Below are 26,627 nucleotides of genomic sequence, written 5' to 3' on the forward strand. Positions count from 1 at the left end.
GTTTTCGTGAATCTCGTGGTTCAAAAAGAGGTCAATTCACGGGCCTTTCATTCCACCAGATCGAAAACCATTCTTGTTTGTCCCGCTGATCTGTTTCACGTCCTTCAAAATTGCCGACAGCGAGATCGGGGTCTCCGTCGCCATCGAAGTCGCCGGCGGTGATGACAGGATGCTGACCCATTGAGTAATCAAGGGGGTGGGCTAGAAACTTACCTGGCGAGAGTTGTTCGTACCAGACAATTGTGTTGCGTGGTACTTGATAATCCCAGGTCATAGTGCAGGCAGCAAGGTCAATATCGCCATCACCGTCAAAGTCACCGTGTGTGGCGCAGTAGGCACCTGTCAGCGGGGCAACCGGATGATGGGTCAAGGGAAATTCACCCTTGTTTTCCAGCCATTGCAGCGAATGACTGGGGCGGAGTTCGAAGCTGTCCATGGTGTCGCCATTGGTATAGAGCAGATCAAGATCGTCATCCTGATCCAGATCAACCAACGCAATGCTGGAGGATCCATACGCGGGATCGGGAGCCTGATAAATGGTCTCTTTACGAAACTGGCCGTTCCCTTCATTCAGAAACGCAACGATGATTTCGTGTTCCTGTGAGAACAGCGTGATAAAATCAGGTCGTCCATCCTTGTTCCAGTCTGTGATCAGTACATGACTGGCGCCGTGCCGAATGTCGAGGACTCGCAGTTCAAATTTCAGCTCATCTTTTGCATGCGAGATGTTTTCCAGGTACAGCAGACGTCCTGTTTTGTGCCAGCCAAATTCTGCGACGATCAGATCGAGATCGCCATCGGCGTCGAAGTCGGCTGCTTTGGCATCAGCGACACGTCCCAGGTGATCCTGAAGAATCTGTGTCTGCCAGCTATGCGTTTTTTTATTAAAAGTCAGCAGACTGACGGTTCCACGGTTGTGATCTTCCGGTCCAAAGCTGCCCAGATCGGCGATGAGATAATCATCTTGCTGATCCTGGTTCAGGTCGACGCGTTCGATATGAGCGGGGTGTTTGAGTTTTGCCAGTGGTTCGTACTCAGGTTGTCCTGCATCAAATCGAATACGTCCTGTCTCGCCGGAGCCCATGTCGGTCAAGAAAAGTTCATGAGAAGAATTAGTGTCGATCCAGTTCAGATGGGATATGGCCGGGAGTGCCTTCGAACCAGATTGAGGAATGACCTGTTTGCGAAAGCGAACAGGTCCGGAATCAGGGGACGCATGTTGTTTTGGCAGGTCGTGATGTTCAGGTGCCTGTGAAACAAAGTATTGGATGACTTCCGATTGTGGCGGGACCCGCAGGCTGGAGCCGGGGGCCTGTTCAAAGTGAGCATACTCACGCGGTATCTGCATTCGCCAGGCTTCTTTTGTCAGCACACCAGGATCGGGACAGCGATGACAATGGCTACAGAAATTTTGAATCTCGGCGTGAAATTCCTGAAAGTGTGAATCTGCGGGCAGTGTGACTTCAGCTGGTTTATCCGCCAGCGGTTCCTGCTTCCCGCACGCAGTCAGCATTACGAGAAACAGGAAGTGGCAGAAACGGTCTGATCTCACTTGGATTGCTGTTCCAGAATGGGGCGGAGTACTTTCTCGAACGCATTCGCCTGTCTGAAGAAACCGAGGTCAGTCGGGTGAGAACTGTCGACGGTGTCTTCGCTGTCATCTCCCAACAGGGTTTCGCCATCCAGGTAATACAGGTGTTGGACACCTTCCTGTTTCAGCTTTTCATAGGCTTTCTTGAGGGCCTCCCGGCTGGTGCGATGTCGTTCCTGGCTGCTCTTTTTGAGATAAGCATTGGAATAGGTCCGGTCTTCTACCAGTAGAATGGGGGTCTCGGGATGGGCGGCTCTAAGTGTTTTGACCAGCGGTTCGGTTTCCCGGGCGACGGTATCGGCTGTGACGTTAGGAAGACAGTCCATGATGAAGACGCTGGCATCCAACTCGGCGACCAGTTTGGCGACTTCGGGTTCCATACGACCGTTGCCGGAAAATCCAAGGTTGATGACGGGGCGATCCAGCCGACGTCCCAGGATGGCAGTGTGGACCATGCCGGTCCGGGAGGCACAGCCTCCCTGTGTGATGGAAGTTCCCCAGAAGACGAGTGGTTTGTCTTTGCCTGCTTCCCGTGGCGGTGCTTTCCAGAGGTGACTGGTTTCGGGAACGCCGATTTCAACGGATTCGACGCCGTTATAAAGTGGCAGATAAAGCATATATTCGCGTTTTCCGGGAATCAGGCCTGAGATCAGAGTCGCATTGTTTACCTGTTTTGATGGTTTACCGACTGCCAGCCAGCGCCATTTTCCTGATTCTGTTTTGACGTACAGGTCCAGTCCACTGACGCCCGTCGCTGCCATGTGATTCATGGCGATATTGGCAGAAGTCAGCTTCCACTTGGCTTTGATGGTAGTCGCGTCGGTGACAAAGCGGACCGCTAAGCCTGCGGAATGTTTACTGAGTGACCAGACGGGTGGTCGCACGACTCCTTTGGCTTTGGCAGGGAGACGATTAAAAAAGGCTTCCGTATCGGTCCAGCCTTTGCCTTCGACGCCCAGGTTCTTGATGTCGAACCAGTGGGTTTTGGTTTTCTCTTCAACAGAGAAATTGGTGAGTGGCTTGGACTCGGCGGATTTCAACTCATTCAAAGAGCATACGCAAAACAGGGCAGAGAGTATCAACCCGACAGCTGTCTGTTTCAATGTCATGATATTTCCTGTTCTCAACTCAAAAGCAGTGAATCACCTGTTCTGGTGCATTAAATTCTTCCTTCATCTTAACCGGAGTAATTCAGAAAAAGAAAGTTGAGAGCAGAAAATGGGGGTAAAGTTTTATGGGATGCAATAATGCGAAAACGATTGTTAATTGGTAAAGTCCACAAAAAAAGAGCGGATCTGAATGCAGACCCACTCTGAGTGATTTATGATAATAGCCTGGAAACAGCCCGTTAAAATTCCCCGAGGACTTCTCCGTTACTGCGGGTACCCAGTGCACGCCAGATATCAAGTGAGATATTTTCGCTGATGGTTCTGACGGAGCCATCGACGAGAACTGCGTTGACTACTCCGGTGTGATAGCTGCGCGATGTGATGATCGCATAGGTGGGAGAGCCTGCGCTCCCGTTCTTTCCTTCCTGCCAGGAATTATAGTCGGCGTCGTATTCAGTCCCGCCGCTGGTATAAGGCACATAAGTATTGGGATTCAGTGTAACAGTGAAACCGGTGTGATGGACGCGGCCATCGGGCCATTCTGTGTGGCCGGTGTTGGTTTTAAAGTCGGCACCTGAAGCGACGATGGTGGCGGCTGTAGAAGCGTTTCCGGGAATGGTGGTCGTAGAAGGGCCGCCATTACGAGTGTAGGGTTGCCAGCCTTTGACTTCAGCGGCCAGAAGAGTGTTACTCGTGCCATCTAAAAATGAAGCCATGCCCAAACTGGCATTCGGATAAAAAGCACCATTACCACTACTGCCATTGGTGGGATCATAGACGAACCAGGTTCCATAATTGAAACCATAGTTGGTGGGATAGAGTTTAACCCTTCCGCTCCCCGGATCACGGACGCGGTCGCTGTTTGGATCGCTGGGACAGGCATAGACGGGAATTTTGAGACCATCAATCGCGGTTTGAAAATCCCAGGCGATCGAGAGATCGACATTGTTATAAAGATTGCCCTGTTCCAACAGGGGGAGGATGCGGCCATGTACGCCCCAGGAACCGTTGTTTCCTGTGGCAGAGACAGACAAATCCACACTGGCGCCAGGAGGCAGGAAACGATAACTGCTCACATAATTGTGTACAGCGAGTCCGAGCTGCTTGAGATGGTTTTTGCATTGAGTACGGCGGGCGGCTTCTCGGGCCTGCTGGACGGCGGGTAGTAACAGAGCGATCAGAATGGCGATGATAGCGATCACCACCAGCAATTCGATCAGGGTAAAACCACGTTTGGTGCGCATTTTCAGGATTCCTGCTTACTTTGGGTGCGGGTAGTTTGAGTCCTGTATTGTAGCCGCAAATGATGTTCCGAAGTAGTTGTTTTCAATAAATTATGTAGTCTGTCCAGGATGTGCAAACAGAATACTCGTTTGGGGGAATGCTTCTCGAATATCAAAGCGAATTGATGTGTCGGTGTATTCGACAGGAGTGGCTAATATTGCGACAGCTTGTTTGGTTTCTTGAAGTTCCAAAGCCGTGTTGGCGAAGCCGGGATTCTAAAATACCGAGTCAACAGACTGATTGAATGTGTTTTATGGTCTGTGTTTAACATAAAATGGAGTGATCTCTGCAGGTCGGTTCGTCCATTGCCTGTTTCATTGAATTTACGTTGTCCCACAGAAAGTCTATTGATCAATGCGCTGGCCATTGCGGTACCAGATCCTGATTCCGATGGTGGGCATTCTGGTCTGCGCTATTGTGGTCGTGACATTTCTGCAGGCCTGGCTGGCTACCAATCAGATCAAATTACAGATCAGAGATCAGTTTCGCCAGATCGCACATACTCTGAATGAGGCGACGTTTCCGTTAACCGGAGCAGTATTGAATCAGACCAAAGGATTGTCCGGCGCTGACTTTGTACTGGTGAGGCAGGACAACAAGGTACTCTCTTCGACTCGACCTGATTATCTACCAACGGCAATCAAACAGGAACCACCTGACTGGAATCAGTTACAGATCTCTGATGTAATTGAAACCGGTGATGCTCATTATTTTCATACGGTAGTCAAGATTCAGCAGCGGGTCCGGACGGATGAATTGAGGTACTTACATATTTATTATCCGGTCAAAGCGTATCGGGAAGCGTTATCGAATGCCATTTACCCTTCTTTACTGGCAGGCAGTATTGCGCTGATTGTGGTTGCAGTACTGGCGACAGTGATAGCAGGCCGGGTCACGCGTCCCTTGCAGCGACTTGATCGCAAAGTGGCTCAGATTGCCCATGGGGATTTTCATCCCATGGTTCTGCCCTCACGGAACGATGAAATTCACGATCTGAGTATTTCGATTAACCAGATGGCAGAACTGCTGGGAGATTTTGAAGACGAAGTCAAACGTAGCGAGCGGTTGAAAACACTGGGACAGCTGCGCGGTGCGATTGCGCATCAACTGCGGAATGCGGTAACGGGCTGCCGAATTGCTTTAGATCTGTATTTGCGTAAATGTGCCAACAGTGATCAGGATGAAACATTACAGGTCGCCAATCGACAACTCTGCATGATTGAACAATATCTGCAAAGTTTTCTTGATAACAAAGCCGGTCATTTTTGCAGTTTTGCACCGGTGTGTTTGAATGAGATTGTTGAGAGGCTGATGAGTCTACTGGAGCCGACAGCGCGACATGGGGGGATTCAACTCATTAATGATTCAGTAGAGGAACCATTGACAGTCGAGGGAGATGCGGAATCTCTGGAGCAGTTAATGTCCAATCTGGTACTGAACGCCATCGAAGCAACATTGTCCGTCAAAACAGAGCCTGATTCCCAAAGTCTGTCAGAAGCAGAAGTCAGGTTGAGGCTGTTCCCAAGTGGTCAGGAGTCTGTTACTTTGGAGGTGACAGATACAGGACCGGGGCCTGAGCCTGCTATTATCAATAAAATGTTTGAACCTCTGGTAACCGCGAAAAAGGATGGGACCGGGCTCGGCCTGTTTGTCGCCAGGGAAATCGTAGAGAATCATAACGGACGGCTTCACTGGGAACGGCGCGGTGGGCAGACCTGTTTTATAGTAGAGTTACCTGTCTATCAGGTGGAGAACGCGAGTGTCGAAATTACTAATCGTTGATGATGAAGAATCAATCTGCTGGGGTTTAAGCCAGCTGGGTGAGAGCCTTGGTCATCAGGTACGCATGGCTTCGTCAGCGGAACAGGCATTGAATTTCGCAGAAGAGGAGCGACCGGATGTCGTGGTGATGGATGTTCGACTGCCTGGCATGGACGGATTGACGGCGATACAGGGGCTCTATGATCGTATTGGCCAGGTTCCGGTGATTGTAATTACCGCTTACGGTGATCTACAGACCGCAGTGGAAGCGGTTCGCAAAGGAGCCTTTGACTATATTGTGAAGCCGTTCGATCTGAATCAGATGGAACGGGTGCTGGAAAAAGCCATTGATGAATCGCAGCGTGATGAACTGACACCCGGCGAACCGCGACAGGTAGAGGGGCTGGTTGGTTCGACACCTGAGATGCAAAATGTGTTTAAGTCCATTGCGCTGGTCGCTGGCTCGGAAGCGAGTGTCCTGCTGTCGGGAGAAAGTGGAACCGGAAAAGAGTTAGCGGCACAGGCGATCCATCGCTTTAGTGACCGGTCAGCGGGTCCATTCGTCGCGGTTAATATTGCTTCACTAAGTGAAGGGCTGGCGGAGAGTGAACTGTTTGGACATGTGCAGGGGGCATTCACCAGTGCGGAATCAGCGCGGATCGGTTTTCTGGAGCAGGCGGACCAGGGGACTTTATTTCTGGATGAAGTGGCCGACATCCCTCTGGCGATTCAGATCAAGCTGTTGCGTGCGCTGGAGGAGGGAGAGGTATTGCCCGTTGGTTCAAATCAGCGGGTGAAGACGAGCTTTCGAGTGATCACCGCCACGCATCGTAATCTGGAGTCGTTAATCAAGCAGGGGAAATTCCGTCACGATCTCTATTTTCGTTTGTGTACATTTCAGATTGATATCCCACCGCTGCGAAAGCGTGTGGCTGACATTCGCGTGCTGGCGGAATTTTTTCTGGAGCGGTTTGTGGATCGACAGACGGGAATGCAGCATCGCCTGACTGCAGAAACGGTCGCAGAGCTGGAGCGGCGGCCCTGGTATGGTAATGTGCGCGAGCTGCGGAATGCGATTGAGCATGCGGCATTGCGCGCGCGCGGGGGAACGATTCTACCGGAAGATCTGCCGGCTGCGGTGTCGCAATCGTTTCTGGGAATGGATGAGTCTCCCGCGGGATCGGAAGCAGAGATCGGTATGCTGCTGAAACAGTGGGCGGAAGCACAATTGACAGATCCCGAGCAGGCTGCAAATATTTACGAACAGTTACTGGCGCTGATTGAACCTCCCGTGATGGAAGTCGCGCTGGAAAAATTTCATGGACAATGTGCGCCCGCGGCGCGGTGTCTGGGCTTGCATCGGACCACGTTGAGTAAGAAACTGAAACAATACGGAATTGAAAACAGCTGAAACACTTCTTCTGAGGAATTTCAACATGCAACTGATGTCGCGCTGCACGTTAATGTTGATGATCTCTGTTGCTTTTCTGGCAGACATACCCTTGTCTGCTTCTGAGAAAACGAAGCAGAAAAAACCATTGAACTTTGTGTTTATTCTGGTGGATGATCTCGGGTATATGGATGTGGGATGTAATAACCCGCAGACTTTTTATGAAACGCCACACATTAACGCATTGGCGAAGACCGGCATACGGTTCACCAACGGATACGCGGCCAATCCGGTCTGCAGTCCGACGCGGTACAGTATTATGACGGGAAAATATCCGACCCGCGTGGATGCGACGAATTTCTTTTCCGGGAAACGAGCCGGAAAATATCTGCCCGCACCACTCAACGACAGGATGCCTTTAAGCGAAACGACGATCGCAGAGGCACTCAAGGAGCAGGGGTATTCCACGTTTTTCGCGGGCAAGTGGCATCTGGGGCCGACCGAAGAGTTCTGGCCTGAAAAACAGGGTTTTGATATTAACCGTGGCGGCTGGCATCGTGGCGGCCCATATGGTGGGGGAAAATATTTCTCACCTTATGGTAACCCCCGTTTGACAGATGGACCGCAGGGAGAACACTTGCCTGACCGTCTGGCGAGTGAGACGGCGCAGTTTATAAATGAGCATCGCGAAGATCCGTTCTTCGCGTATCTCGCCTTTTATTCGGTTCATACGCCATTGATGGGGCCCAGCCCGCTGGTGACCAAGTATAAAGAGAAAGCAAAACGACTGAGGCTGACCGGCCAGCATGATTTCGCGGACGAGGAGCAGGTTTTTCCCGTCGATGAAAAACGACGTGTGCGGATCCGGCAGAACCATGCCGTGTATGCGGCGATGGTGGAGTCGATGGATCAAGCAGTCGGTAAGGTGCTGCGTCAGCTGGAAGAATCAGGTGTGGCTGAGAACACGGTGGTGATGCTGACCTCTGACAATGGGGGACTGAGCACATCGGAGGGTTCACCCACATCGAACATGCCTTTAAGAGGGGGAAAGGGCTGGCTGTATGAAGGGGGGATAAGGGAAGTGTTTCTGATTCGCTGGCCGGGCGGTACCGCGCCAGGTAGCGTTTGTGACGAGCCTGTGATTTCGACCGATTTTTATCCCACGATTCTGGATCTGGCAGGACTGCCTTTGAAGCCCGAACAACATCTGGACGGGGTGAGTCTGAAAGGCTTACTACAGGAAGAGGAATCGCTGAAACGGGATGCGCTGTATTGGCATTACCCGCATTATTCTAATCAGGGAGGCATTCCCGGCGGTGCAATTCGCATGGGTGACTGGAAACTGATAGAACGATTCGAGGATGGGCAGGTGCATCTGTACCATCTGAAAGAAGATCTGGGTGAGAAACAGGATCTGGCGGCAAAGTATCCGGAGCGTGTCACTGCGATGCGTAAGCAGCTTCACAAGTGGTATCAGGAGACCGATGCGAAGTTTCTTCAGGCAAAACCAGGTGGACCGCAACCCTGGCGACCAGGCACGTAGTTGGCAGAGGATCTTCATGAAATATTCAAATTTGATTTTGATTCAAAGGAAATAATTTTGTGAGAGTGCTTTCATTTTGCTGTGATCTGCTATAATCCGTTAGATCCCTTGCCTTTGTGATGGAACACTCGAATCGAAGATTTGATTAGAATCTGCATTTCCCTGATCTAACAGAATAAATGGTAGAGAATTCGTATGGCGCAGTCCACGTTGCCGGAGCAAAGCGAAAAATACGTTCAGATGCTTAGTCTGTTAAGAAAAAATCTGAGTAGTGTGATACGTGGGAAATCAGAGAGCATCGACATGATGATGGTGGCGTTGCTCTCAAACGGTTCGGTCCTGATGGAAGATGTGCCCGGCACGGGTAAAACCACACTGGCTAAAGCACTGGCCCGTTCTCTGGACGTGCCCTTCAACCGGGTGCAGTTTACCCCTGATTTACTGCCGACAGATATTCTTGGTTCTTCAATTTATAATCCCGTGGATGGCACGTTTCATTTCCGGGAAGGTCCGATCTTCTGTAATATTCTGCTGGCAGATGAAATCAACCGTGCCTCGCCGCGAACACAGTCTGCGCTGCTGGAAGCAATGAGTGAATCACAGGCGACGATTGAAGGCGTGCGTTATCTGTTACCTTCTCCCTTCTTTGTGCTGGCGACACAGAATCCAGTTGATTTTCATGGCACTTATCCGCTGCCGGAAGCGCAGCTGGACCGTTTTCTGATTCACCTGCAACTGGGTTATCCTGATGCGGAAAATGAAATTGATATTTTATTTTCGCAATCGACGGAGCATCCGGTGGATCATCTGGAACGGGTGTTAAGTCACGAGGAAGTGGTACAGATGCAGGACCAGGTGAAAACGGTGCACGTTGATCAAAGTGTGGCCCGCTACATGATTGACCTGGTGAATACAACGCGCAACGATCCGCGATTAAAATTAGGTGTCAGTCCCCGGGGCTCGCTGATGCTGTTTCGGGCGTCCCAGGCGATCGCGTTTTTGAAAGGGCGTAATTATGTGTTGCCCGATGATGTGCAGCATATGGCGGAATATGTGTTGGCACATCGTCTGATTTTAACCTCGAAAGCAAAATACAGCAGTATTACCAAGCTGGATGTCGTGAAGGATATCGTAAGTAAAGTAAAAGTGCCTACGTAGACTGATCATCAACGATCAGGGTAATGGTGATGCATGCGGGGGCAGTCCGGATCTATCAAAGTGAAACGTTGATTCAGTTATGCATGTCTCGGAATACGATCCTTATTCATCAAAGATCAGAAAAAAAGATTCCTTTACCAATCGCCTGCTGCTCGTGCGGATGCACAAGCATTACTGGTATTACCGCATGACCTATCCGGGAAAGATCCTGCTGTTTGGATTTTTCCTCTCGGGGATCGGCACGATTTCGGTATCAGTTCCCATTTATAACCTGTTCAGCGTGCTGATGGCGTTGATCTTGGTAGACGGAATCGCTTCGTGGGTATTTCGTCCCCGCTGTGATTTGAAGGGAGATTTTCCTGCCCAGACAACGGCTGGTCAGCCTGCGGTCGGACATTTTACAGTGACGAACCGGGGATGGTTACCCATTTATGATATGGCAGTCGCGTTTCGCTGGCTGGAACGGCCACTGTCGCAGACAGATCGAGACGACACACTGGGTTGTCTGCCTCGAGGAGAATCCGTCGACGTCACGGTCACCATAGATGCACCGCAGCGCGGATTTTATGCGCTCCCCAAGCTGGGCGTTCATACGCTGTTTCCTTTTCATCTCAACCGTTCCGGAAACGCTGCATTGCCCGGGAAATCACTGCTGGTGCTGCCCGCTTTTCATCAGTTGACCAGTGTTGATCTGCCTGTGGGCAGCAAGTTTCAACCAGGGGGAATCGCGTTGACTTCCAACGTGGGTGAATCACCTGAATATATTGGTAACCGGGAATATGTTCCGGGTGAACCCGCCCGCCGTCTGGATTTTCGTTCGTGGGCGCGGCTGGGCAAGCCTGTGGTCCGAGAGTATCAGGAAGAATATTACTGCCGAATTGCTTTGATCCTGGATACTTATTTGCCGCCCGAGCCCTGGTTGGTCGAGAAACTGAAAACAATTGGTCAGCGATATCAGCCTGTTTCCAGTGAGAAACAGCCGATGAACGCTCTCGAAGCGGGGATCAGTCTGACCGCTTCCATTGCGGATGCACTGTCACGAGGAGAATATCTGATCGACCTGTTTGCTGCGGGGCCGGAGTTGTATGTGTTTCGTGCCGGCCGGCATACAGCTCACTTTGACAATGTGCTGGAGATCCTGTCGTGTGTTGATCGTTGTCTGGATGATCCATTTGAGACGATTGGTCCGGCTGTGTTTGAGGAGTTGTCCAATGTTTCGACAGCCGTCTGCATTTTTCTGGACTGGGACGAACAGCGGGAGCAGATGGCACGCGCCGTTCTGGATTCGGGTTCGAGTCTGAAGGCCATCATCATTCATGAAGGTAAAACGACTCTGCCTTATAATGCGGATGAGTTTGGACCCGCTTTCCAGTTCACCCCGGATGACATCGCGAGGGGGAAGGTGGAATCGTTATGAATGGGCAACGAACCATCGCGTTTACAATGATCAGCCTGGAATGTGCTACTTTCGGGATTCTGTCTGAGACACTGTTTTTCCCATTCAGTATCATCGTACTGGCGGCGTTGTCGTATGCTGAACTGTTACGGTATCCGTTTTCACGACGTCAGGTATTCTGGACTACCAGCATCCTGGCCATTCTGTTTATGGCCAAATATATGATGTATCAGCATGAATTTGGTCTGGACCGGTTGGCGATCCGCACACCTCTGGCTTATGCAGCGGCGCAATTTGTCATCACCGTGCAGCTGCGCCAGATGTTCGACAGCCATTTTGATCGATTTCTGCCAAACTCGTTTCCTCTGTTTGGAATCGTAACATTTATTCTGATCGGGGACATTCTGGTTTATGGATCGAAGGGTGCGTATTATCAGGTTCTGGTCTTTGGTTACATTCTGTTGACAGGGGTGTTCTATCAGTTAGGGCATGCGGTGCGGAAGTCCGGGAAGACGGCGCAGAATCACTGGTCTGTCTATCTGATTCGAGCTGGTTTTTTCGTTGTGATCTGTCTGATGGGCTGGTTGACGGCGACGGGTTTAGATCGGTACGAACGCGAACTGGATCAGTTGTATTACCGGTTGATCGAACCGCGCACAGGAGGCATCGCATCGCGTGCGGGATTTTCCACGATTTCACGACTCGGGAGTCTGAGTAAACAGTTTGATGCGGGGGCAGAGCAAACCAAACTGCGCGTGCAGTCAACCGATGAGCCAGGCTACTTTCGAGGGCGGGCCTTCGTGCAGTTTTTCAATTCTGAGTGGCATTCAGAAATTGGAAATCATAACGCTGCCATCATTGCGGTTCCCCCTGCCGGTGTGCAGGCCAGTGTACCTCAGGATGGGACCTGGTTTCAGATCGGGCAGGCCAAGTCATCAAACTGGATCGAATATCAGGTCTGGTCTGAAGTGCCGGGACATATCTTTGCCCCCTTGAATACGCCCCTGGTTTATGCCGTTGCCGATAGTGTGCAATTTGACAGCCAGGATATTCTGACATCGCGTTCTATGGAAAGTGGATTCCCTTACTCTCTTTATTATCCACGTCATCAGTTGCCGCATCGTCCCGAATCGGAACAGGCTTTAAAGCGACTATTGCAGATACCTTACAATATTTCGCCAGAGCTTCAAAAACTGTCACAACAGGTTTTTGCCGGCTGTAATACACCGGCTGCAAAGATCGAACGGGTTCAAGCATACTTTCAGAATAACTATGAGTACGAACTGGGGATTGCGATACCACCGGGAGTTGATCCCATTACGTACTTTCTAATGGAAAAGCCCAAAGCCCACTGCGAGTATTTTGCTTCCGGGACCGCGTTACTGTTGAGGCTGGCCGGTGTGCCGTGCCGGTACGTTACGGGATATGTCGTGCGGGAACGAAATCATTACGATCAATACTGGGTGGCCCGGAATCGGCATGCTCATGCCTGGGTTGAAGCCTGGGATCCGGAACGTGGCTGGGTGACTGTAGAGTCGACACCTGCTGCGGGGCAACCGGAACATTATGCTCCCAGTGGAACACGCCAGTACTGGGAAGCCTTTGTAGGCCAGTTCGCTCGACTGAAAACAGCATTACAGCAGGGCCAGTGGATCCTGGCATTGTCGGAAGCGCAACTGCCTTTGTTACTGTTGGTTCTGGGGGTGGTGCTCTGGTTTGTTTTTCAGTGGTTATTTCATTTCATTTTGAAAATCTTACAGGAGCGTGCTGCCTTTAGGAAAAACACGGTTCATATTCAGGAACTGCATCTGCTGCTGGCACAGATGGATCGCCTGCTGGCAAAACAGAAACTTGTCCGAAAGTCTGGAGAATCGTTGACCCAGTTTTCCCGACGGATTCAGAATCAGACAGCATCACAGTGGTATCAGAAGTATACCAGCAGTCGTTTTATGCCCGAAAATGAATCTGCAATGGCATTGGTGGGGCAGTTAAAACAGCAGTTGCAGGAGTATCGTAATCAAAAAACTCCGGGATAACACTTTGACCGGCAGATTTTGCATGAAAAACGGTCTTGGCAGACTGGCGGTGTCTGACTAGAATCCGTGCCTCATCTCTCACTTCTCAATCCAAATAGTCACCCTTGAAATTCACTTTTTTGAAAGACGAGCAACAGGTTCGCCTTTTTTGTCTGCGCGCGAGGAAATGAAAACGTCGCCTGTTCAGGTCGTTTTTCTTCTGCGTAATGCGTCTGGATTGAGTCGGAAAGGCGTGAAAGTGAATGGAATTAACTCTAGAACTTAACCGGAATTCTCTCAATGAAAGTTCTCTCAAAAGCACTCATCATAGTGATCATTCCCAGCCTGTCCTTTTTTGCCTCCGGTTGTGAAATGTTGCCGCATGCGCTGCAACCCAGTCAGTGGCATAAACTGAATCGTGGTCCGGCACCCCGCCAGGATACTTATTTTTCGGTTCCTGATCAAATTCCGGAACGTGATTTGAATCCGCAAACGGGATCGCAGGACTGACGTTTTGCAGACGGACCATCTGTTAATACTCCCGATGGAAATTTCCAAATGAATATTCTGATTCGAGTGTGTCTAATACTGGTTCTGCCTGGTTTGTCACTATTTTCGACCGGCTGTTCGCTGATGCCACATGCGCTGCAACCCGATCAGCTACACAAATTAAGTCGTCAGGAAAAACCAAGGGACGATATGTATTTTTCTGTACCCGATGAGATACCTGGACTGAACAATCAGTTTTCTTTTGGCGCAGAACAGTAATCGATTGCAGTCGATTCAGTTCCGGACGGGACTGGTATGAAAAAACTGTGCCCGCAGCTCAGCTTACTGTTTTGATCGCGGGGAAAAACGCTGGAGATCCAGTACCTCATTTTTGAGGCTTTTCAGTTTCACGGTCAGCTCGCCTGAATTTCGATCACACGTCAACAGCAGATAGCTGTCTTTGCCGGTCAGGAACTTTGTATGCGGGTCGGCGTATTGTGTCCCCGTGCCACTGAGTGACGAATTGTAATACGTGATGCCGTCTACTTCGGCCCGTTCGGCGAAATAACCGAATCCAGTCACACAAAGTGTTCCTCGCTGAAACAGGCGTCGCCAGTCTCCCTGAAGCTGATTGCGCATGCTGGCATTGCGCTCGTTATAAAGTGTTACCAGATGACCGGGGTGATCTTGCGTAATGGATTCGTACCAGCGGTATTGTTCAGAATTTCGATCCAGGGGATGGCAGGTCTGCCAGGTGGTGCCGATATCGGAGATGTGATTGAAATCGAGACCGGCGAACCGGATCTTAAAATCGGGGATGTCAAATTTCCATTTCCATTCTTCATCAGGCAGTTCAAAGAAATGGCGAAAGGCAGTAGCATCCACATCATAGACAGCATGTTCCGGCGGTTTTTTACCACGTGGATAAACTTCCCGGTCATGATTTCCCAGAATTGGCATAAAGGGCGTTGATCGAAACAGTTCTGGATAAGCGCCAATCAGTTTAAGGTAGGGTTGAATACAGTCTGGCTTCCCGGGACCGCAGGTTTGCCAGAGATTGCTGATATTATCTCCCGCAGTCAGCAGCAGGTGGACATCGTCTTTCAATAAACTTGTAAGATCGGGGCGAGATTGCCAGTCTGCGACGATGGCAACACGGAGCGAATCAGTGGGGTACGCTTTGAAGGTCGCTATTTCGGAGTGCTGCTGTCCCGTCTGGACTCGATAGTGAAAGATCGTATCATGCGCGGTGAGTGGGATTTCCACGTGATGTAATGTCGTATTCTCTTCTATTTTGAGCATTTGCATGGAATCGGCGGTCAGGCCAAAGTTCACAATGGAATTGCCGGGCAGGGATGTGGACCAGTTGACTACGATTTTATCCGGTTGATGTGATCGATGCGTCAGCCAGAGATGTTGGATTTCTGCTGCTGAAATGGTAGCTGGAGTGCAAAGCATGCAGAATAAGAGCAAATAAGATTTCATGGAGAATGGCTCGCGGAACGAAAATGCAGACTGACGATCTGCCTGGTATCAGTGTATAAAATTGTGTTTACTCAACCTGTAGTTCTATCCGATATTACCGGGAGCAACGGGCGAATTGAATCGGTTTATAATCTACTTTAAGTTTAATTAACTATTTAACCATGTGAGCACAGAACCAACGACGAGGGTTTGATAAACGTAATACAGGCGGGGTTGTGTACTCCAGAAAGGTTTCGCCGTGTTCACTACAATAGGATGGCATCGATTCCTATATGCATGGTAAGCGACCTGAATCAGGCCTAAATCCGTATTTTTGCTGGTCATTATCTGTTTTGGGCAGGAAATGCATTCGCGGGGCCTCTAAAATTATTCAAGCGAAGCAACGATGCTTCTTTCTTATTATTCCTGCCTGATACCACAATTTCGGTGTTCGATTGACAAGTAACGTGAGTGACAAAGCTCAAGACAAATCCATTCCCCGATCACGAAAAAAACGGATACTGCTGTCAGCCGGGTTGCTGATGGTCGTGTTAACTTCACCCCTGTGGGCGCGTGGATTCTGGATCGATTTCCTGCAGAACCGTGCTGAGTCAAATCTGCTGGCCCGTGATCCGGAACGGTCGTTGAAGTGGCTGTCATATGCGCAATCACTGGATCACCAGAATGCCAGAACCAGGATTCTGCTGGCACGGGCTTATCGGAAGTCACGTGATATGGAACAGGCTTATGCTGCGCTGAAACACTATTATGAACTGGCGGGATCCACGGATGAGTTTCAACAGGAGCAATGGCTGTTGAAAGCACAGATTGGAGATAATACCGATCTGCAGATGCATCTGAGTGAAATGCTGATTGAGCCTGAAGGTAACATTCAGGATATCTGTGAGACATATGTCAACAGCTGTATTTTGAATTATCAATTCAATGATGCTTTGCAGATCCTTGAGTTGTGGGAAGCAGATTTTCCGGATGATCCATTGCCGAATTTCATGCGAGGCAAAATGTATGAGCATAAGCTGGCATGGCAGGATGCGATTGCGGAATATCAGAGCACGTTAAAAAAAGATCCCGAATATGCGGCGGCTGCTTACAGCCTGGGGCGAATTCAACTGACATTGAAAAAAACCGAGGAGGCGATGGAATACTACCAGCGTGCCATCGACTCCACAGAAAATCAGGCTCCTGCCAAAGTCGGCATGGCACGTTGTCTGCGATTGCTGAACAGGAACGCAGAAGCGAAACAGTTATTACGGGAAGTGCTGGCGTTGAATGTTGAACAGCTGGAGGTTGAATACCAGGCGATGGGGGATCACAAGTTTGAGGGGCGTACAGCGGCTCAACTGGCGATGGGGAATCTGGAACTGGCAGATAAAAATTATGAAGCGGCCCTGAAGTGGCTGGAACCTGCGGCTAAGGCCAATTCGCTGGATCTGGGAATCAAGAATTCACTGGCGTTGGTTTACAGTCGTCTGGGCAGGAAGTCAGAAGCGAAAGAACTCAGCCGGGTGATCAAGGAGACCAATGATGCCCTCGCGGAAATTCAGGGATTGCTCGACCAGGTTCAACTGGAACCCGATAATGCTGAGTTGCGGTTTCAGATCGGGAAAATGTACCTGAACTATGTCTCCAAAGAGCAGGGGGTTGTCTGGCTCAACAGCGTGTTGCTGTACCAGCCGGATCATCTCGGAGCGCATTCGGAACTGGCCCGGTATTATGAAGACAATCAGTCGCGCGGTGAGAATTTTCAAAGGCTGGCAGAATTACATCGTAAGCAGGTAGATTCTTTAAACGTGGTTCAGGAGAAAACTCCTCAAGCTACAGAAAACAGCGGAGAATCCAGCGATAATTCTGTTAATGTTCCTGTACTTCCAAAGAAAGAAAAGTCTCGTCCCTGATGAATATGATTTTGTTGCTCAATCGCTTTCCGAATTACCGCGACAGGCATGGGCTGTCCTGTCGAAGTCTTTGTCTGCTGCTGTGCGCCGGCTTATGTCTATGGGGCAGCGGTTGTCAGACGGAGCCTGCAGAAACAGAACAGCCGACCAGACAGGAGACGCCAGGTCATGTTTCTTCTTCGTCTGCTGCGCAAGGTATCCGTCCCGAATTTGTGGATATCTGGCCTGCGCAGAAATCGGATTTTGTGTATCGCAATGGTAGAGACGCGAAAGAGCTGGCGATTCTGGAAACACTGGGCGGCGGTACGGCGGTCTTTGACTTTGATCGTGATGGCAAACTGGATCTGTTCTATACCGGTGGTGGTACTTTTGAGAATAAAACAACCAGGGGATATCCTTCTCTTCTGCTGCGACATGAGGGGGCACTGAAATTCGAGGACCGGACCGAACAGGCGGGAATGGAGTTAGCTGCCTTCTATAGCAATGGATGTTCGGCGGGGGACTATGACAATGACGGCTTTCAGGATCTGATTGTCACCGGATATGGCGGTTCGATTCTCTGGCGCAATATGGGTGATGGTACGTTTGAAGAAACCTCTATTGAAGCCGGTCTGCGGGACTGTTTCTGGGGATCGAGTGCCGGCTGGGGTGACTTGAATGGCGATGGTTTGCTGGATCTCTACCTGGCACAGTATGCGGACTGGTCTTTTCAGAATCATCCAGAGTGTCAATTGACACCTGGGGTACCAGATGTCTGTTCGCCTCATTCCTTTAAAGGAGTGAGAGATCTCGTGTTTTATAACCGGGGTGATGGCACGTTTTACGATGCTTCCGATGAAGCGGGGCTGGTTTCTGAAGGCAAAGGCCTGGGAGTGATCCTGGCAGACCTGGACAATGATAATGACCTGGATGTCTATGTCTGCAACGATGCAGTGGAGAATTTTCTCTATCTGAATGACGGGCAGGGAAAACTCGACGAAGTAGGCATCATCAATGGTGCGGCCGTTGATGACCGGGCGACGCCGAACGGGAGTATGGGCGTCGACATCATGGACTATAACCAGGATGGGTTGTCTGATCTATGGGTAGCGAACTATGAGAAAGAAGCATTTGCCCTGTATCGGAATGATGGAGACTCACAGTTTCTGCACGTCAGTAATGATACGGGAGTCACTTCCATCGGAACGCTGTTTGTGGGATTCGGAACGGTCTGTGCGGACTTCGATCTGGATGGGGATGAAGATATTTTTGTGGTCAACGGGCACGTCGCGTACTACTCACTCAACTCTCCTTTTCGACAGAAACCCTTGTATCTGGAGAATCAAGGGGGCCGATTTTCGCAGATCGAGTTTGATGAGAATTCGTATCTGGGACAATCGCATTCAGGCAGAGGGTTGGCGCTGGCTGACTTCAACGATGATGGAAATCTGGATCTGGCGGTATCAAATTTCAGTGATCCCCCTGCGATTCTCAACAATAAGGCCCGGGGTGAGGGACAATGGATATCGGTACGCTTGATCGGTACCCGGAGCAATCGTGATGCAGTGGGAGCGCGGTTGGTGTTACACACTTCCTCAGGAGACCAGACAAGACAGATAAAAGGGGGCGGCAGTTATCTATCGTCGGGAGACCTGAGGGTTCACTGGGGGGTACCAAAGGACGTAACTGTAAATAGTCTAACAGTTTACTGGCCATCAGGGGTTCGGCAGGAAGTTAAATCGCTGCAGTTAAAAGCAACGAATACTCTACTGGAACCTGCATCTATCAGTCCCGAAACTCTCCCCAGCAAGCCGTAAAATAACAGCGTGGTTTCGGTGGTCGGAGACGGTGATGAGTACAAACCGACAGATTGACCCTTGTTGCAAGCTCTTATAGTTAAATAACTTAATTAAATGCCGTCTACGTAAAAACGGATTAATTTGTCTGCATAATTGTGTAGAAAATATTGAGTTTTCAAGAAAAATCGATAATAATGGACGATGCTGGTATATGCATTTAGCAGCATCCAGCATTCTTCTTATGCGATCCGCCAATATATACATCTTGCGCTGGCGCTGTATTTTATTTTTATTGGCGTAAATTGCTATTTTTCTTTTATCCTGCAGGAGAGTGCAAATGAAACATCTATTGAGGAGACGAGCTTTTACGCTGATTGAGTTGCTCGTCGTAATCGCAATCATTGCTATTTTGATTGCGCTGCTGTTACCAGCGGTGCAACAGGCGCGGGAAGCGGCCCGTCGTTCACAATGTAAGAACAATCTGAAGCAGTTCGGGTTGGCTTTACACAATTATCATGAAAGTCATGGTTGTTTCGGACAGATGACCTTGGCTGCTTATTATCATGGAAGTTCTCCCGGAATCAGACCCTGGACCGGTTTCAGCCAGCAGGCGATGCTGCTGCCTTTCCTGGATCAGGCATCGATCTACAACCAGTTCGATTTCCAGTTTTCCTGTGAAGAGGCTCCTAACACCAACAATCGCAATGCTGGTATTGGTGTATTCCGTTGTCCTTCCGACCCACGATATACCAACTATGGTGAAGGGCACTTGAACTACTACATGTCGGCAGGTCCCTGTCTGGGGTGGAACGTTTCGTTGAATTCTCAAAACGGATTCTCCCGTTACTCCATCATCACTCGCGTGTCTGACATCCTTGATGGGACCTCAAATGTGGTTGCCATGGGCGAACGCATTGTGGGATCTAACAATTCCTCTGCTTTCAGTGAAAATGGTGATGTTCGGCGGAATGTTTCTTTCGCAGGTGGTAACAACACGACCTTCCCCTCACAGTCAGCCTTGGCGACTCATGGTGCATCCTGTGCTTCCGCAGGCGCATTTTATGTGCATCGTGGATCACGGTGGATGCGGGCAGATGAGTGCTGGTTCAATACCTGGAACACACCGAATTCACCTAATAATGACTGCAGCACTGGTAACGGTGGTCACGCTGGTGGTGATGCTCCTGCCGCTCAGGCAGCACGCAGTCGTCATACCGGCGGTGCCCATGTGCTGATGGCTGATGGTTCTGTGCACTTCGTGTCAGATAATATTGACTTACTGAATTGGCAGCGACTGGGAGCAATTGCCGACGGTGCTTCTGTCAGCATCAATGAGTAAGCCTGTGCTTGCTTAATGACTTTGATCAATCAGCTCGGCAACCTCCGTTGCCGGGCTGATTTTCTTTCGTATAATCAGAATGAGTAAAACACCGTTGTTACAAGTCTTTAGAAAGGGTCATTCAAGATGTATAAACTGGGTTATGCCTGTGTGATACTGAGTTTCATGTTGTTCGGTTGTGGAGGAGGAGGGACGGGTGAAACATCGCCTGCCAATCAGGAAGCCCCAGCCGCTAAGGATTTATCTGCTGTCAAAACAAGCCTGAACGCGATTGCCGAATCCGGAGTCGTCGACAGTAGTTTCTTTGGTATTCCTGAAAGTCTGGAAGAGGCTGGTAAGCCTGAACTGGCAGAAGAGGCGAAAAAACTGGGTTCCATGACGAATCCGAAGCAGATTAAGGATGCCGCTAAAAAACTGGCTGACAAGCTTTGAAAATCGTTCTACTCTAACTGTAGTACAGTTTAAAACACCTTCAGTCACAATCGATTGAGGGTGTTTTTTCATATCTGTCGAGAGCGCATTAAAAAAGGGAGTCGATCTGAGACCGACTCCCGTGCGTACCATCTGTTGTCAGAAGCTTAAACTTTGGGTTCCCAGCCTGGTTCGTATTCGCGGGTCCAGAGGGTCATGGCTTCTTTATCATTCTGGATGTGACCGTTGGTGGGATCGCAGGTCATCGTGCGACCCGTGCGGTGTGCGATATTTCCCAAGTGGCAGAGCAGTGTGCTCTTGTGGCCAATCTCGATTTCGGCATTCAGGTTAAGTGGTTCATTATTGCGGATCGCATCAATGAAGTTCTGAGCGTGCTCCCGCAATCCCTGGTTGCCGTCTACTTTTTCTATTTCTTTGTCCTTGGCGTCCAGAATGCGGTAACCACCGGAGATACCTAGAATCAGAGTTCCTTTACTGCCAAAGAAGGTGACAAAATCATTCTTGTGACGATTGCAACTGGTACCCTGCCAGGTGATCTGTTTGTCATCACCGAATTCGTAACCGACGACATGGGTGTCGGGGGTCTGCTGATCATCATCGTAGGCATAGCGACCACCACTGGATACGACACGGGTTGGATAGTCAACATCCAGCCCCCAGCGACAGAGGTCCAGAGAGTGCACACCATTATTGCCCAGTTCGCCGTTTCCATATTTCCAGAACCAGTGCCAGTTGTAATGGATCAGGTTGTCTACGTATTTCTGACGGGGAGCCGGTCCCTGCCAGAGATCGTAGTTCAGATCGCCGGGAACAGCCGCTGGCTTTCCGTTACCGATCGAACCACGGGCGCTTTCATAAAAAGCACGTGCGAGATAAACATCGCCGATTGCTCCTTCTTTGACTTTCTGAATCCCTTCCTGGATGGATTCACTGCTGCGGCGCTGGCTTCCCATCTGGACCGCTTTTTTATTTTTGCGGGCGGCGGTGACCATCATTTCGCCTTCTTTGGGGTTATGACTGCAGGGCTTTTCCACATATACGTTTTTACCGGCTGAACAACCCAGGATGGTGGCGGGGGAATGCCAGTGGTTGGGGGGGGCGACGATCAGGGCATCGACTTCTTTGTCGTCCAATATTTTGCGGAAATCCCCGATCGCTTGTGGTGCTTTTGTCGTTGCTTTTTCGACTGTTTTGGCAGCCTTAGTCAGACGGGTATCGTCTGTATCACAGACATATTTGATTTCGACCCCATCCAGGGCGCCAAAAATTTTAGCGAGAGCAAGACCGCGCTGCATCCCCATGATGCCAATGGTGACTTTTTCACTGGGGGCATTATTAGCAGCGGAAAGGATGGCCGGTGCTGCGAAGCTGGCAGCAGTGGCTGCCGCCGCTGATTGACCGAGAAAAGTACGACGATTAACCGAATCGGACATAGTCTGGTTCTCCGTAGGTATGGGAGTGAATTTATAGCTGTATGATTATAAAACAGACTAAATTCTAATGGGTTGGGGGGGCAATGAACACAGTAAAAGCATGTACGCAGATATTTAATTAAAAAAACTAATTATATAGGCTTTTACGCGATCTAAAACAATCGAAAGCAGAACAAATCAGGCTTTTCTGATGTAATGGGCTGCAAAACTACGGATATTCTGCCCGTTGAGGACGTGGAACATCCTTAACTGCTGGATGGTTTCCTGGCTGAAGCGGCCGAGGGGAACATGGATCAATTTTTTCTGGTAGCGTTTGGCGAGTCTGCGCCAGCCGATTCCCGGGGGGGCTCCACTCAGCACGGCAATGTGTGGTTCCTGGCTGTAGTGACAGGCTGCGACCAGCAGGCGTTCTTCGAGTGTATCGACAAAGTCGAACTGGAAGTCGTTCCAGATATCCTGCACGGGGCGTGGCGGAAACAGGAACAGCGCACCGCCGTAGGTCGCCATCCCGATGCCCGGTCCAACCATATCTTTGCGATAGTCGGTGGCGAAAAAAGCAAGGGTCGATTCGTCCTGATGCTCAGCATGCCAGGTAAGCCGGTACGGGTAGTCACGCGGATCAGCGGGGGAGTCGAACAGCATGATCACACAATCCAGTTTCCCGCGACTGGGGGGAAGTACTTTGACGTGAATTTCTCCCGAGTGCCAGTTCCGGAGGGTTTCACGGAGATCGAGTCCGTCTTTCATGCTGGTGGTGAACTTTTCCGTTCGCGCCAGATCGACGCCGAGCAGATTTAACGCATGATCTTTCACACTCGTACGAAATTTTTCGATGGCGACATCTTCGGGAGGCCAACTGCATTGTTTAAACGGATCCCATTTCATTTCCCATTCATCCTGCTTGGGTTTGGGGGTCTTGGGAGTGAGTTCACAATTCCGCCACGAGATGGGATTGCCGGGCAGACGATTGCTCATTTCCAGCATGGTTCCGTTGGGAAGCTGGGCCTGTTCGATGCCGAAGCTGAGTTTTTCAAACGGGAGCAGATGTACGAACGGGTATTCACGGGAGGTTTCTGCGATCTGAATGGCAAACTGATCGCCGGCCACCTGTTGTGCGGCTTTGACCAGCGTGTAGAGATCGGGGGTCATTCGGCGTTCGATGAGCGAGAGGTTGCGCACATATCGAAAGTAGACTGACAGCAGTTTGGGCGTGATCTTGCGGCCTTTGGATTTCAGTTCGAGTCGATAACGGTCGCGTGCGGTCAGCGCCAGTTCTTTGATCCCGTCCACGGAGAGATTTTCGTCATCTTCCAGTTCAGAGCGTGCTGCCTCATACAACCCTGTGATATAAGGGAGTTCGCCGAGCATGAACAGCAATGTTTCTGGATCAGCTGAATAGATAGCGGTTTCGTTGACTTCTTCATGTTCGATTTCCAGAGGCAACTGGTCGATGTAGGCATCGTGAATCCAGGGCCAATCGGAAAGTGAGCAGACCAGCAGGATCGACTTGTATTTCTTTTCCAGTTCCCGCAAGCGATGCGCCATCATCACACAGCGATTGAGAGGCTGACCTTCCGGAAGTTTATTAAGTGCCGGTAAGACCGCAGCGGCAAAATTTTCCAGGGGAACTTTTTTTAACGCATAGGGATCGGGCAAAGACGTAGAGATGCTTTCGAATCGCTGTGTTTCCAGATCAATGAAGTGCCGGTCGATGTGTTCCATCATGGCGATTCGGAGTGCTGCGATTACACCCTGGCAGGGATCGATGGGGACATAACTGCAGAGCCGCTGCACCTCATCATCGTCGTCTTCTTCTTCCCAGGGGGCAGAGCCCGAGATCGAGGGCTCTTCCTGCACGACGGCGGTAATGCTGGGCAGAAACGTGATGGCCCGTTCCACATTCTCCTGAAACGAAGGGGGAAGAGGAACGGCCAGGCAGTCAAAGTCGTTATTGAGCATGACGCGACGGACTTCGATCGCGAAGTCACCGCTGCCATGTATCAGTGGTAAGACAGAAATGCGAGGACTGATTTTCAAAAAACTGGAGTGAGGAGATGTCATAATAGATTCGTCCAGTTTCCTGCAATCAAGCTGTGATTGCGATTGACCGTGATACAAGTAAAGCGTTATTCAGAATAGTTGTACTGTGACCGGTCAGGTTGTCGAGCGATCAGGACCATTTCCAGCCGGTAGTTTCTTTCAGATTTACAACACATTCAACGGGCCATTCACCCTGATGCAGTTTGACAATATTCTGAGCCGCCATTGCATAGGCGTCCCGATGCGATTCCTGATCGAGCCCGCCTGTATGACAGCTTAACAGAACATTTTCCAGTTTGATCAGTGGACTTTCAACAGGCAATGGTTCTTTTTTGAAAACATCGAGTCCCGCGGCCCGTAAATGTCCTGATTCAAGAGCTTCCACCAATGCATTTTCGTCAACCAGTCCCCCGCGGGCGGTGTTAATCAGCACGGACCCCGGTTTCATGATGGCAAGTGTATTCCGGTTAATGAGGTCGATGGTATCGGGGGTGACAGGCAGGTGCAGGGTGACATAGTCAGATTGTTTCAGCAGTTCTTCGAGGCTGAGCATTTTAATCTGATGCGTTTTGGCAAATTCTTCGTTGGGGTAAGGATCGAAAGCCAGTACCTGCATTCCCATGCCGATGGCGCGGGTGGCGACTGCCTGACCGATACGCCCCAGACCGACGATGCCGATGGTGCTGCCCCAGACGCGTGGTGTTAACTCCCGTTCCCATTCGCCGCTGCGAACGGCGCGGTCCTGGCTGCGAGTCATGCGGGCAATGCCCATGAGCAGGGCAAACGCCTGTTCTGCGACAGAATGGTGATTCACTCCCGGTGTGATGGTGACGACAATATTCTGTGCGTCGGCTGCTGCCAGATCGACGGCATCAAAGCCGACGCCGTAACGTGAAATCACTTTCAGGTCGGGCAGTTCTTCCAGAACTTCGCGGGAATAGATCTCGGCACCGGCGAGGACGGCATCGTAACCCTGAACCTGTTCGACCACGCGGTGTGGTTCTTTGCGGAGGTCGACTTCTGTGGGAACCGTGTCGACCTCAAAACCTGCGGCCTGCAGTATTTCGAAATGCGGGCCGAATTCACACATTTTGGCAGTACAGATGACACGAGGCATGATCGGTGTTTTTCTCTTAAAACAGTGCAGGGATACGGTAAAACGGGTACTGTTACTCTAGCGGAAGTCGATATCAGCTGACAACGTTCCCATGGTGAAAAAACAAAATGCCTGCTAATCACCGGGGGGGATGAAAGAATCGTTCTGCACTCTGGACGGTCTGGGGGTCCGTTAGTCGCAGCAATTTGAGAAACTGCTTTGCTTTCCGGGAGGTTTCTATATCATTACCACCAGCCTGGGTTGGGGGGACAAGCGATGCCACCAGAAAATAGCGGATGATGGCTTTTTTAATCGAACGTACATCGTAGTCTTTGGCAGCATACAGATCGGCCAGGCGATCCATGACGTCCCAGTCTTCCCACCGCGCCAGATTCGCGATGACCAGATCGGCCAGTTCGGGGCGCTCCAGCAATAGTCGCATGGACTGATTCAGGCGGCGTTTCTCAATCTTTTCTTCTCCAAAGGACCACATGAAAGAGAGCGCCTGCAATCCGGCAAACGTCTCACTGAAGGCCGCTGTTTTATCCCGGAATTTGGTTTGGTCAATTTTGTCCAGGCCGACGGAACCTGTCAGCAGCAGGTAACCGGACATCAGGCCTCCGATGCCGATGCGGAACTCCTGCGCCGGAATCTGAATCTTTGCTTCCATGAACTGGATGTCCGACTCTCGACCACATAGCCCCAGCAGCAAGCCGTACAGGCCCAGTCGGGGGACGGGGGTGTTTTCGTTTTCCAGCCAGCTGCGCAGTTTTTCTCGTGGTAGTTCTTCCGCAAGGGGGGTGACTGTTTCGAAAGGGGAATTCGCGAATTCCGCAAAGGCGTCGTTGGCAATGATCTGGTCCGGGTGTTCCAGATAGTTCAGGAAATAGCGGAGTCTCGTGGTAGTCTCTGCTTTCTGCGCGGGGGCCTGTTTTAAATAATGAATACTGGCGCTGGTAACCGCAATCGGCTCATTCCAGTGAAGGCTGATTCCGCGGGTTCCTGTCAGCAGAAATAACTCATCTGGTTTGCCTGCGTAATGTCGAGAGAGGGTAATCTGCTTGCCGACTTTCAGATTGCTTTTCAGGGGTTGATGCAGCACCTCTGTGATTACGAAGTTGGTCTGTCCCGATTTTTGAAACGTTCCCGTCACGGAGTTCGACCATTGTCCCAGGATGGCAACATCCGCTTGAGCCAGTTGTTCGGAAAGCGTTGTAGAAGGACCCGGACAAAACGGACAAGCCACCAACTGCGATAAGTTAGAATTCAGCAGAAAGCCGCAGAGGATAAAAATGATGCTGCTTTTGATATCCGTTCGTTTTCGCACGTTCATAACCGGTCCTTCGGTCAATAGAGGTTGTCAACAACTTTCAGCTGTCATCGCGCGATCAAA

At 50.4% G+C, this 26,627-nt stretch carries 20 protein-coding genes; 12 read left to right on the forward strand and 8 right to left on the reverse strand.

The genetic code is table 11. From position 1 onward, the window contains the following. Positions 1–31: 31 nt before the first annotated feature. From ACN0YH_RS25350 to ACN0YH_RS25360, 3 genes are all read right to left on the reverse strand, one after another. Positions 32–1,552 (reverse strand): FG-GAP-like repeat-containing protein, encoded by a 1,521-nt coding sequence (locus ACN0YH_RS25350; RefSeq protein WP_417382396.1) that lies wholly within the window; start codon positions 1,550–1,552, stop codon positions 32–34. Next, a complete protein-coding gene (locus tag ACN0YH_RS25355) occupies positions 1,549–2,700 on the reverse strand; it encodes an SGNH/GDSL hydrolase family protein (RefSeq protein ID WP_417382397.1) in 1,152 nt (383 codons plus the stop codon). Before ACN0YH_RS25355 ends, ACN0YH_RS25350 begins: the two co-directional genes overlap by 4 nt. Before the next feature lie 239 nt (positions 2,701–2,939). Further along, the gene (locus ACN0YH_RS25360; RefSeq protein WP_417382398.1) at positions 2,940–3,944 is read right to left on the reverse strand and encodes a DUF1559 domain-containing protein; all 1,005 of its coding nucleotides are present in this window, start codon (positions 3,942–3,944) and stop codon (positions 2,940–2,942) included. A 394-nt stretch (positions 3,945–4,338) separates the two neighbouring features. Between ACN0YH_RS25360 and ACN0YH_RS25365 the strand changes: the two genes are divergently transcribed. From ACN0YH_RS25365 to ACN0YH_RS25400, 8 genes are all read left to right on the forward strand, one after another. Then, positions 4,339–5,766, forward strand: a complete 1,428-nt coding sequence (locus ACN0YH_RS25365) for an ATP-binding protein (protein ID WP_417382399.1) — start codon at positions 4,339–4,341, stop codon at positions 5,764–5,766. Next, a complete protein-coding gene (locus tag ACN0YH_RS25370) occupies positions 5,744–7,156 on the forward strand; it encodes a sigma-54-dependent transcriptional regulator (RefSeq protein ID WP_417382400.1) in 1,413 nt (470 codons plus the stop codon). The genes ACN0YH_RS25365 and ACN0YH_RS25370 overlap by 23 nt, the downstream gene beginning before the upstream one ends. A 52-nt stretch (positions 7,157–7,208) precedes the next feature. Then, entirely contained in the window at positions 7,209–8,678 is a 1,470-nt protein-coding gene (locus ACN0YH_RS25375) for a sulfatase (RefSeq protein ID WP_417382435.1), read from the forward strand. A 195-nt stretch (positions 8,679–8,873) separates the two neighbouring features. Next, on the forward strand, positions 8,874–9,836 hold the full coding sequence (locus ACN0YH_RS25380; protein ID WP_417382401.1) for an AAA family ATPase: 963 nt from the start codon (positions 8,874–8,876) through the stop codon (positions 9,834–9,836). Between the two features lie 79 nt (positions 9,837–9,915). Then, positions 9,916–11,253, forward strand: coding sequence for a DUF58 domain-containing protein (locus tag ACN0YH_RS25385; RefSeq protein WP_417382402.1), 1,338 nt, complete (start codon positions 9,916–9,918; stop codon positions 11,251–11,253). Continuing rightward, positions 11,250–13,268, forward strand: coding sequence for a transglutaminase-like domain-containing protein (locus ACN0YH_RS25390; RefSeq protein ID WP_417382403.1), 2,019 nt, complete (start codon positions 11,250–11,252; stop codon positions 13,266–13,268). The genes ACN0YH_RS25385 and ACN0YH_RS25390 overlap by 4 nt, the downstream gene beginning before the upstream one ends. Positions 13,269–13,547: 279 nt before the next feature. Further along, positions 13,548–13,757, forward strand: a complete 210-nt coding sequence (locus tag ACN0YH_RS25395) for a hypothetical protein (RefSeq protein ID WP_417382404.1) — start codon at positions 13,548–13,550, stop codon at positions 13,755–13,757. A gap of 48 nt (positions 13,758–13,805) precedes the next feature. Next, positions 13,806–14,015: a hypothetical protein gene (locus tag ACN0YH_RS25400; protein WP_417382405.1), complete on the forward strand. Its 210-nt coding sequence runs from the start codon at positions 13,806–13,808 to the stop codon at positions 14,013–14,015. A gap of 63 nt (positions 14,016–14,078) precedes the next feature. On the opposite strand, the gene ACN0YH_RS25405 is transcribed toward ACN0YH_RS25400, so the two are convergent. Then, complete coding sequence (locus ACN0YH_RS25405) at positions 14,079–15,221, reverse strand: metallophosphoesterase (protein WP_417382406.1); 1,143 nt, start codon at positions 15,219–15,221, stop codon at positions 14,079–14,081. Between the two features lie 446 nt (positions 15,222–15,667). Here ACN0YH_RS25405 and ACN0YH_RS25410 point away from each other — a divergent pair, with 446 nt between their 5' ends. The 4 genes from ACN0YH_RS25410 (at position 15,668) to ACN0YH_RS25425 (ending at position 20,665) form a co-directional block, all read left to right on the forward strand. Then, positions 15,668–17,116, forward strand: a complete 1,449-nt coding sequence (locus tag ACN0YH_RS25410; protein WP_417382407.1) for a tetratricopeptide repeat protein — start codon at positions 15,668–15,670, stop codon at positions 17,114–17,116. Further along, positions 17,116–18,912, forward strand: coding sequence for a CRTAC1 family protein (locus ACN0YH_RS25415; protein WP_417382408.1), 1,797 nt, complete (start codon positions 17,116–17,118; stop codon positions 18,910–18,912). The genes ACN0YH_RS25410 and ACN0YH_RS25415 overlap by 1 nt, the downstream gene beginning before the upstream one ends. Positions 18,913–19,231: 319 nt before the next feature. Beyond that, the gene (locus ACN0YH_RS25420) at positions 19,232–20,233 is read left to right on the forward strand and encodes a DUF1559 domain-containing protein (protein WP_417382409.1); all 1,002 of its coding nucleotides are present in this window, start codon (positions 19,232–19,234) and stop codon (positions 20,231–20,233) included. 126 nt (positions 20,234–20,359) lie between these two features. Continuing rightward, positions 20,360–20,665, forward strand: coding sequence for a hypothetical protein (locus ACN0YH_RS25425; RefSeq protein WP_417382410.1), 306 nt, complete (start codon positions 20,360–20,362; stop codon positions 20,663–20,665). Positions 20,666–20,811: 146 nt separating this feature from the next. Here the strand turns inward: ACN0YH_RS25425 and ACN0YH_RS25430 are convergent, their stop codons facing one another. From ACN0YH_RS25430 to ACN0YH_RS25445, 4 genes are all read right to left on the reverse strand, one after another. Then, positions 20,812–22,098: a Gfo/Idh/MocA family protein gene (locus ACN0YH_RS25430; protein ID WP_417382411.1), complete on the reverse strand. Its 1,287-nt coding sequence runs from the start codon at positions 22,096–22,098 to the stop codon at positions 20,812–20,814. Between the two features lie 177 nt (positions 22,099–22,275). Then, positions 22,276–24,159, reverse strand: a complete 1,884-nt coding sequence (locus ACN0YH_RS25435) for a hypothetical protein (protein ID WP_417382412.1) — start codon at positions 24,157–24,159, stop codon at positions 22,276–22,278. A 109-nt stretch (positions 24,160–24,268) separates the two neighbouring features. Beyond that, the gene (locus tag ACN0YH_RS25440) at positions 24,269–25,255 is read right to left on the reverse strand and encodes a phosphoglycerate dehydrogenase (RefSeq protein ID WP_417382413.1); all 987 of its coding nucleotides are present in this window, start codon (positions 25,253–25,255) and stop codon (positions 24,269–24,271) included. 118 nt (positions 25,256–25,373) lie between these two features. Then, on the reverse strand, positions 25,374–26,567 hold the full coding sequence (locus ACN0YH_RS25445) for a hypothetical protein (RefSeq protein ID WP_417382414.1): 1,194 nt from the start codon (positions 26,565–26,567) through the stop codon (positions 25,374–25,376). Between the last annotated feature and the right edge of the window lie 60 nt (positions 26,568–26,627).

Source organism: Gimesia sp., assembly GCF_048262075.1.
Classification (GTDB): domain Bacteria; phylum Planctomycetota; class Planctomycetia; order Planctomycetales; family Planctomycetaceae; genus Gimesia.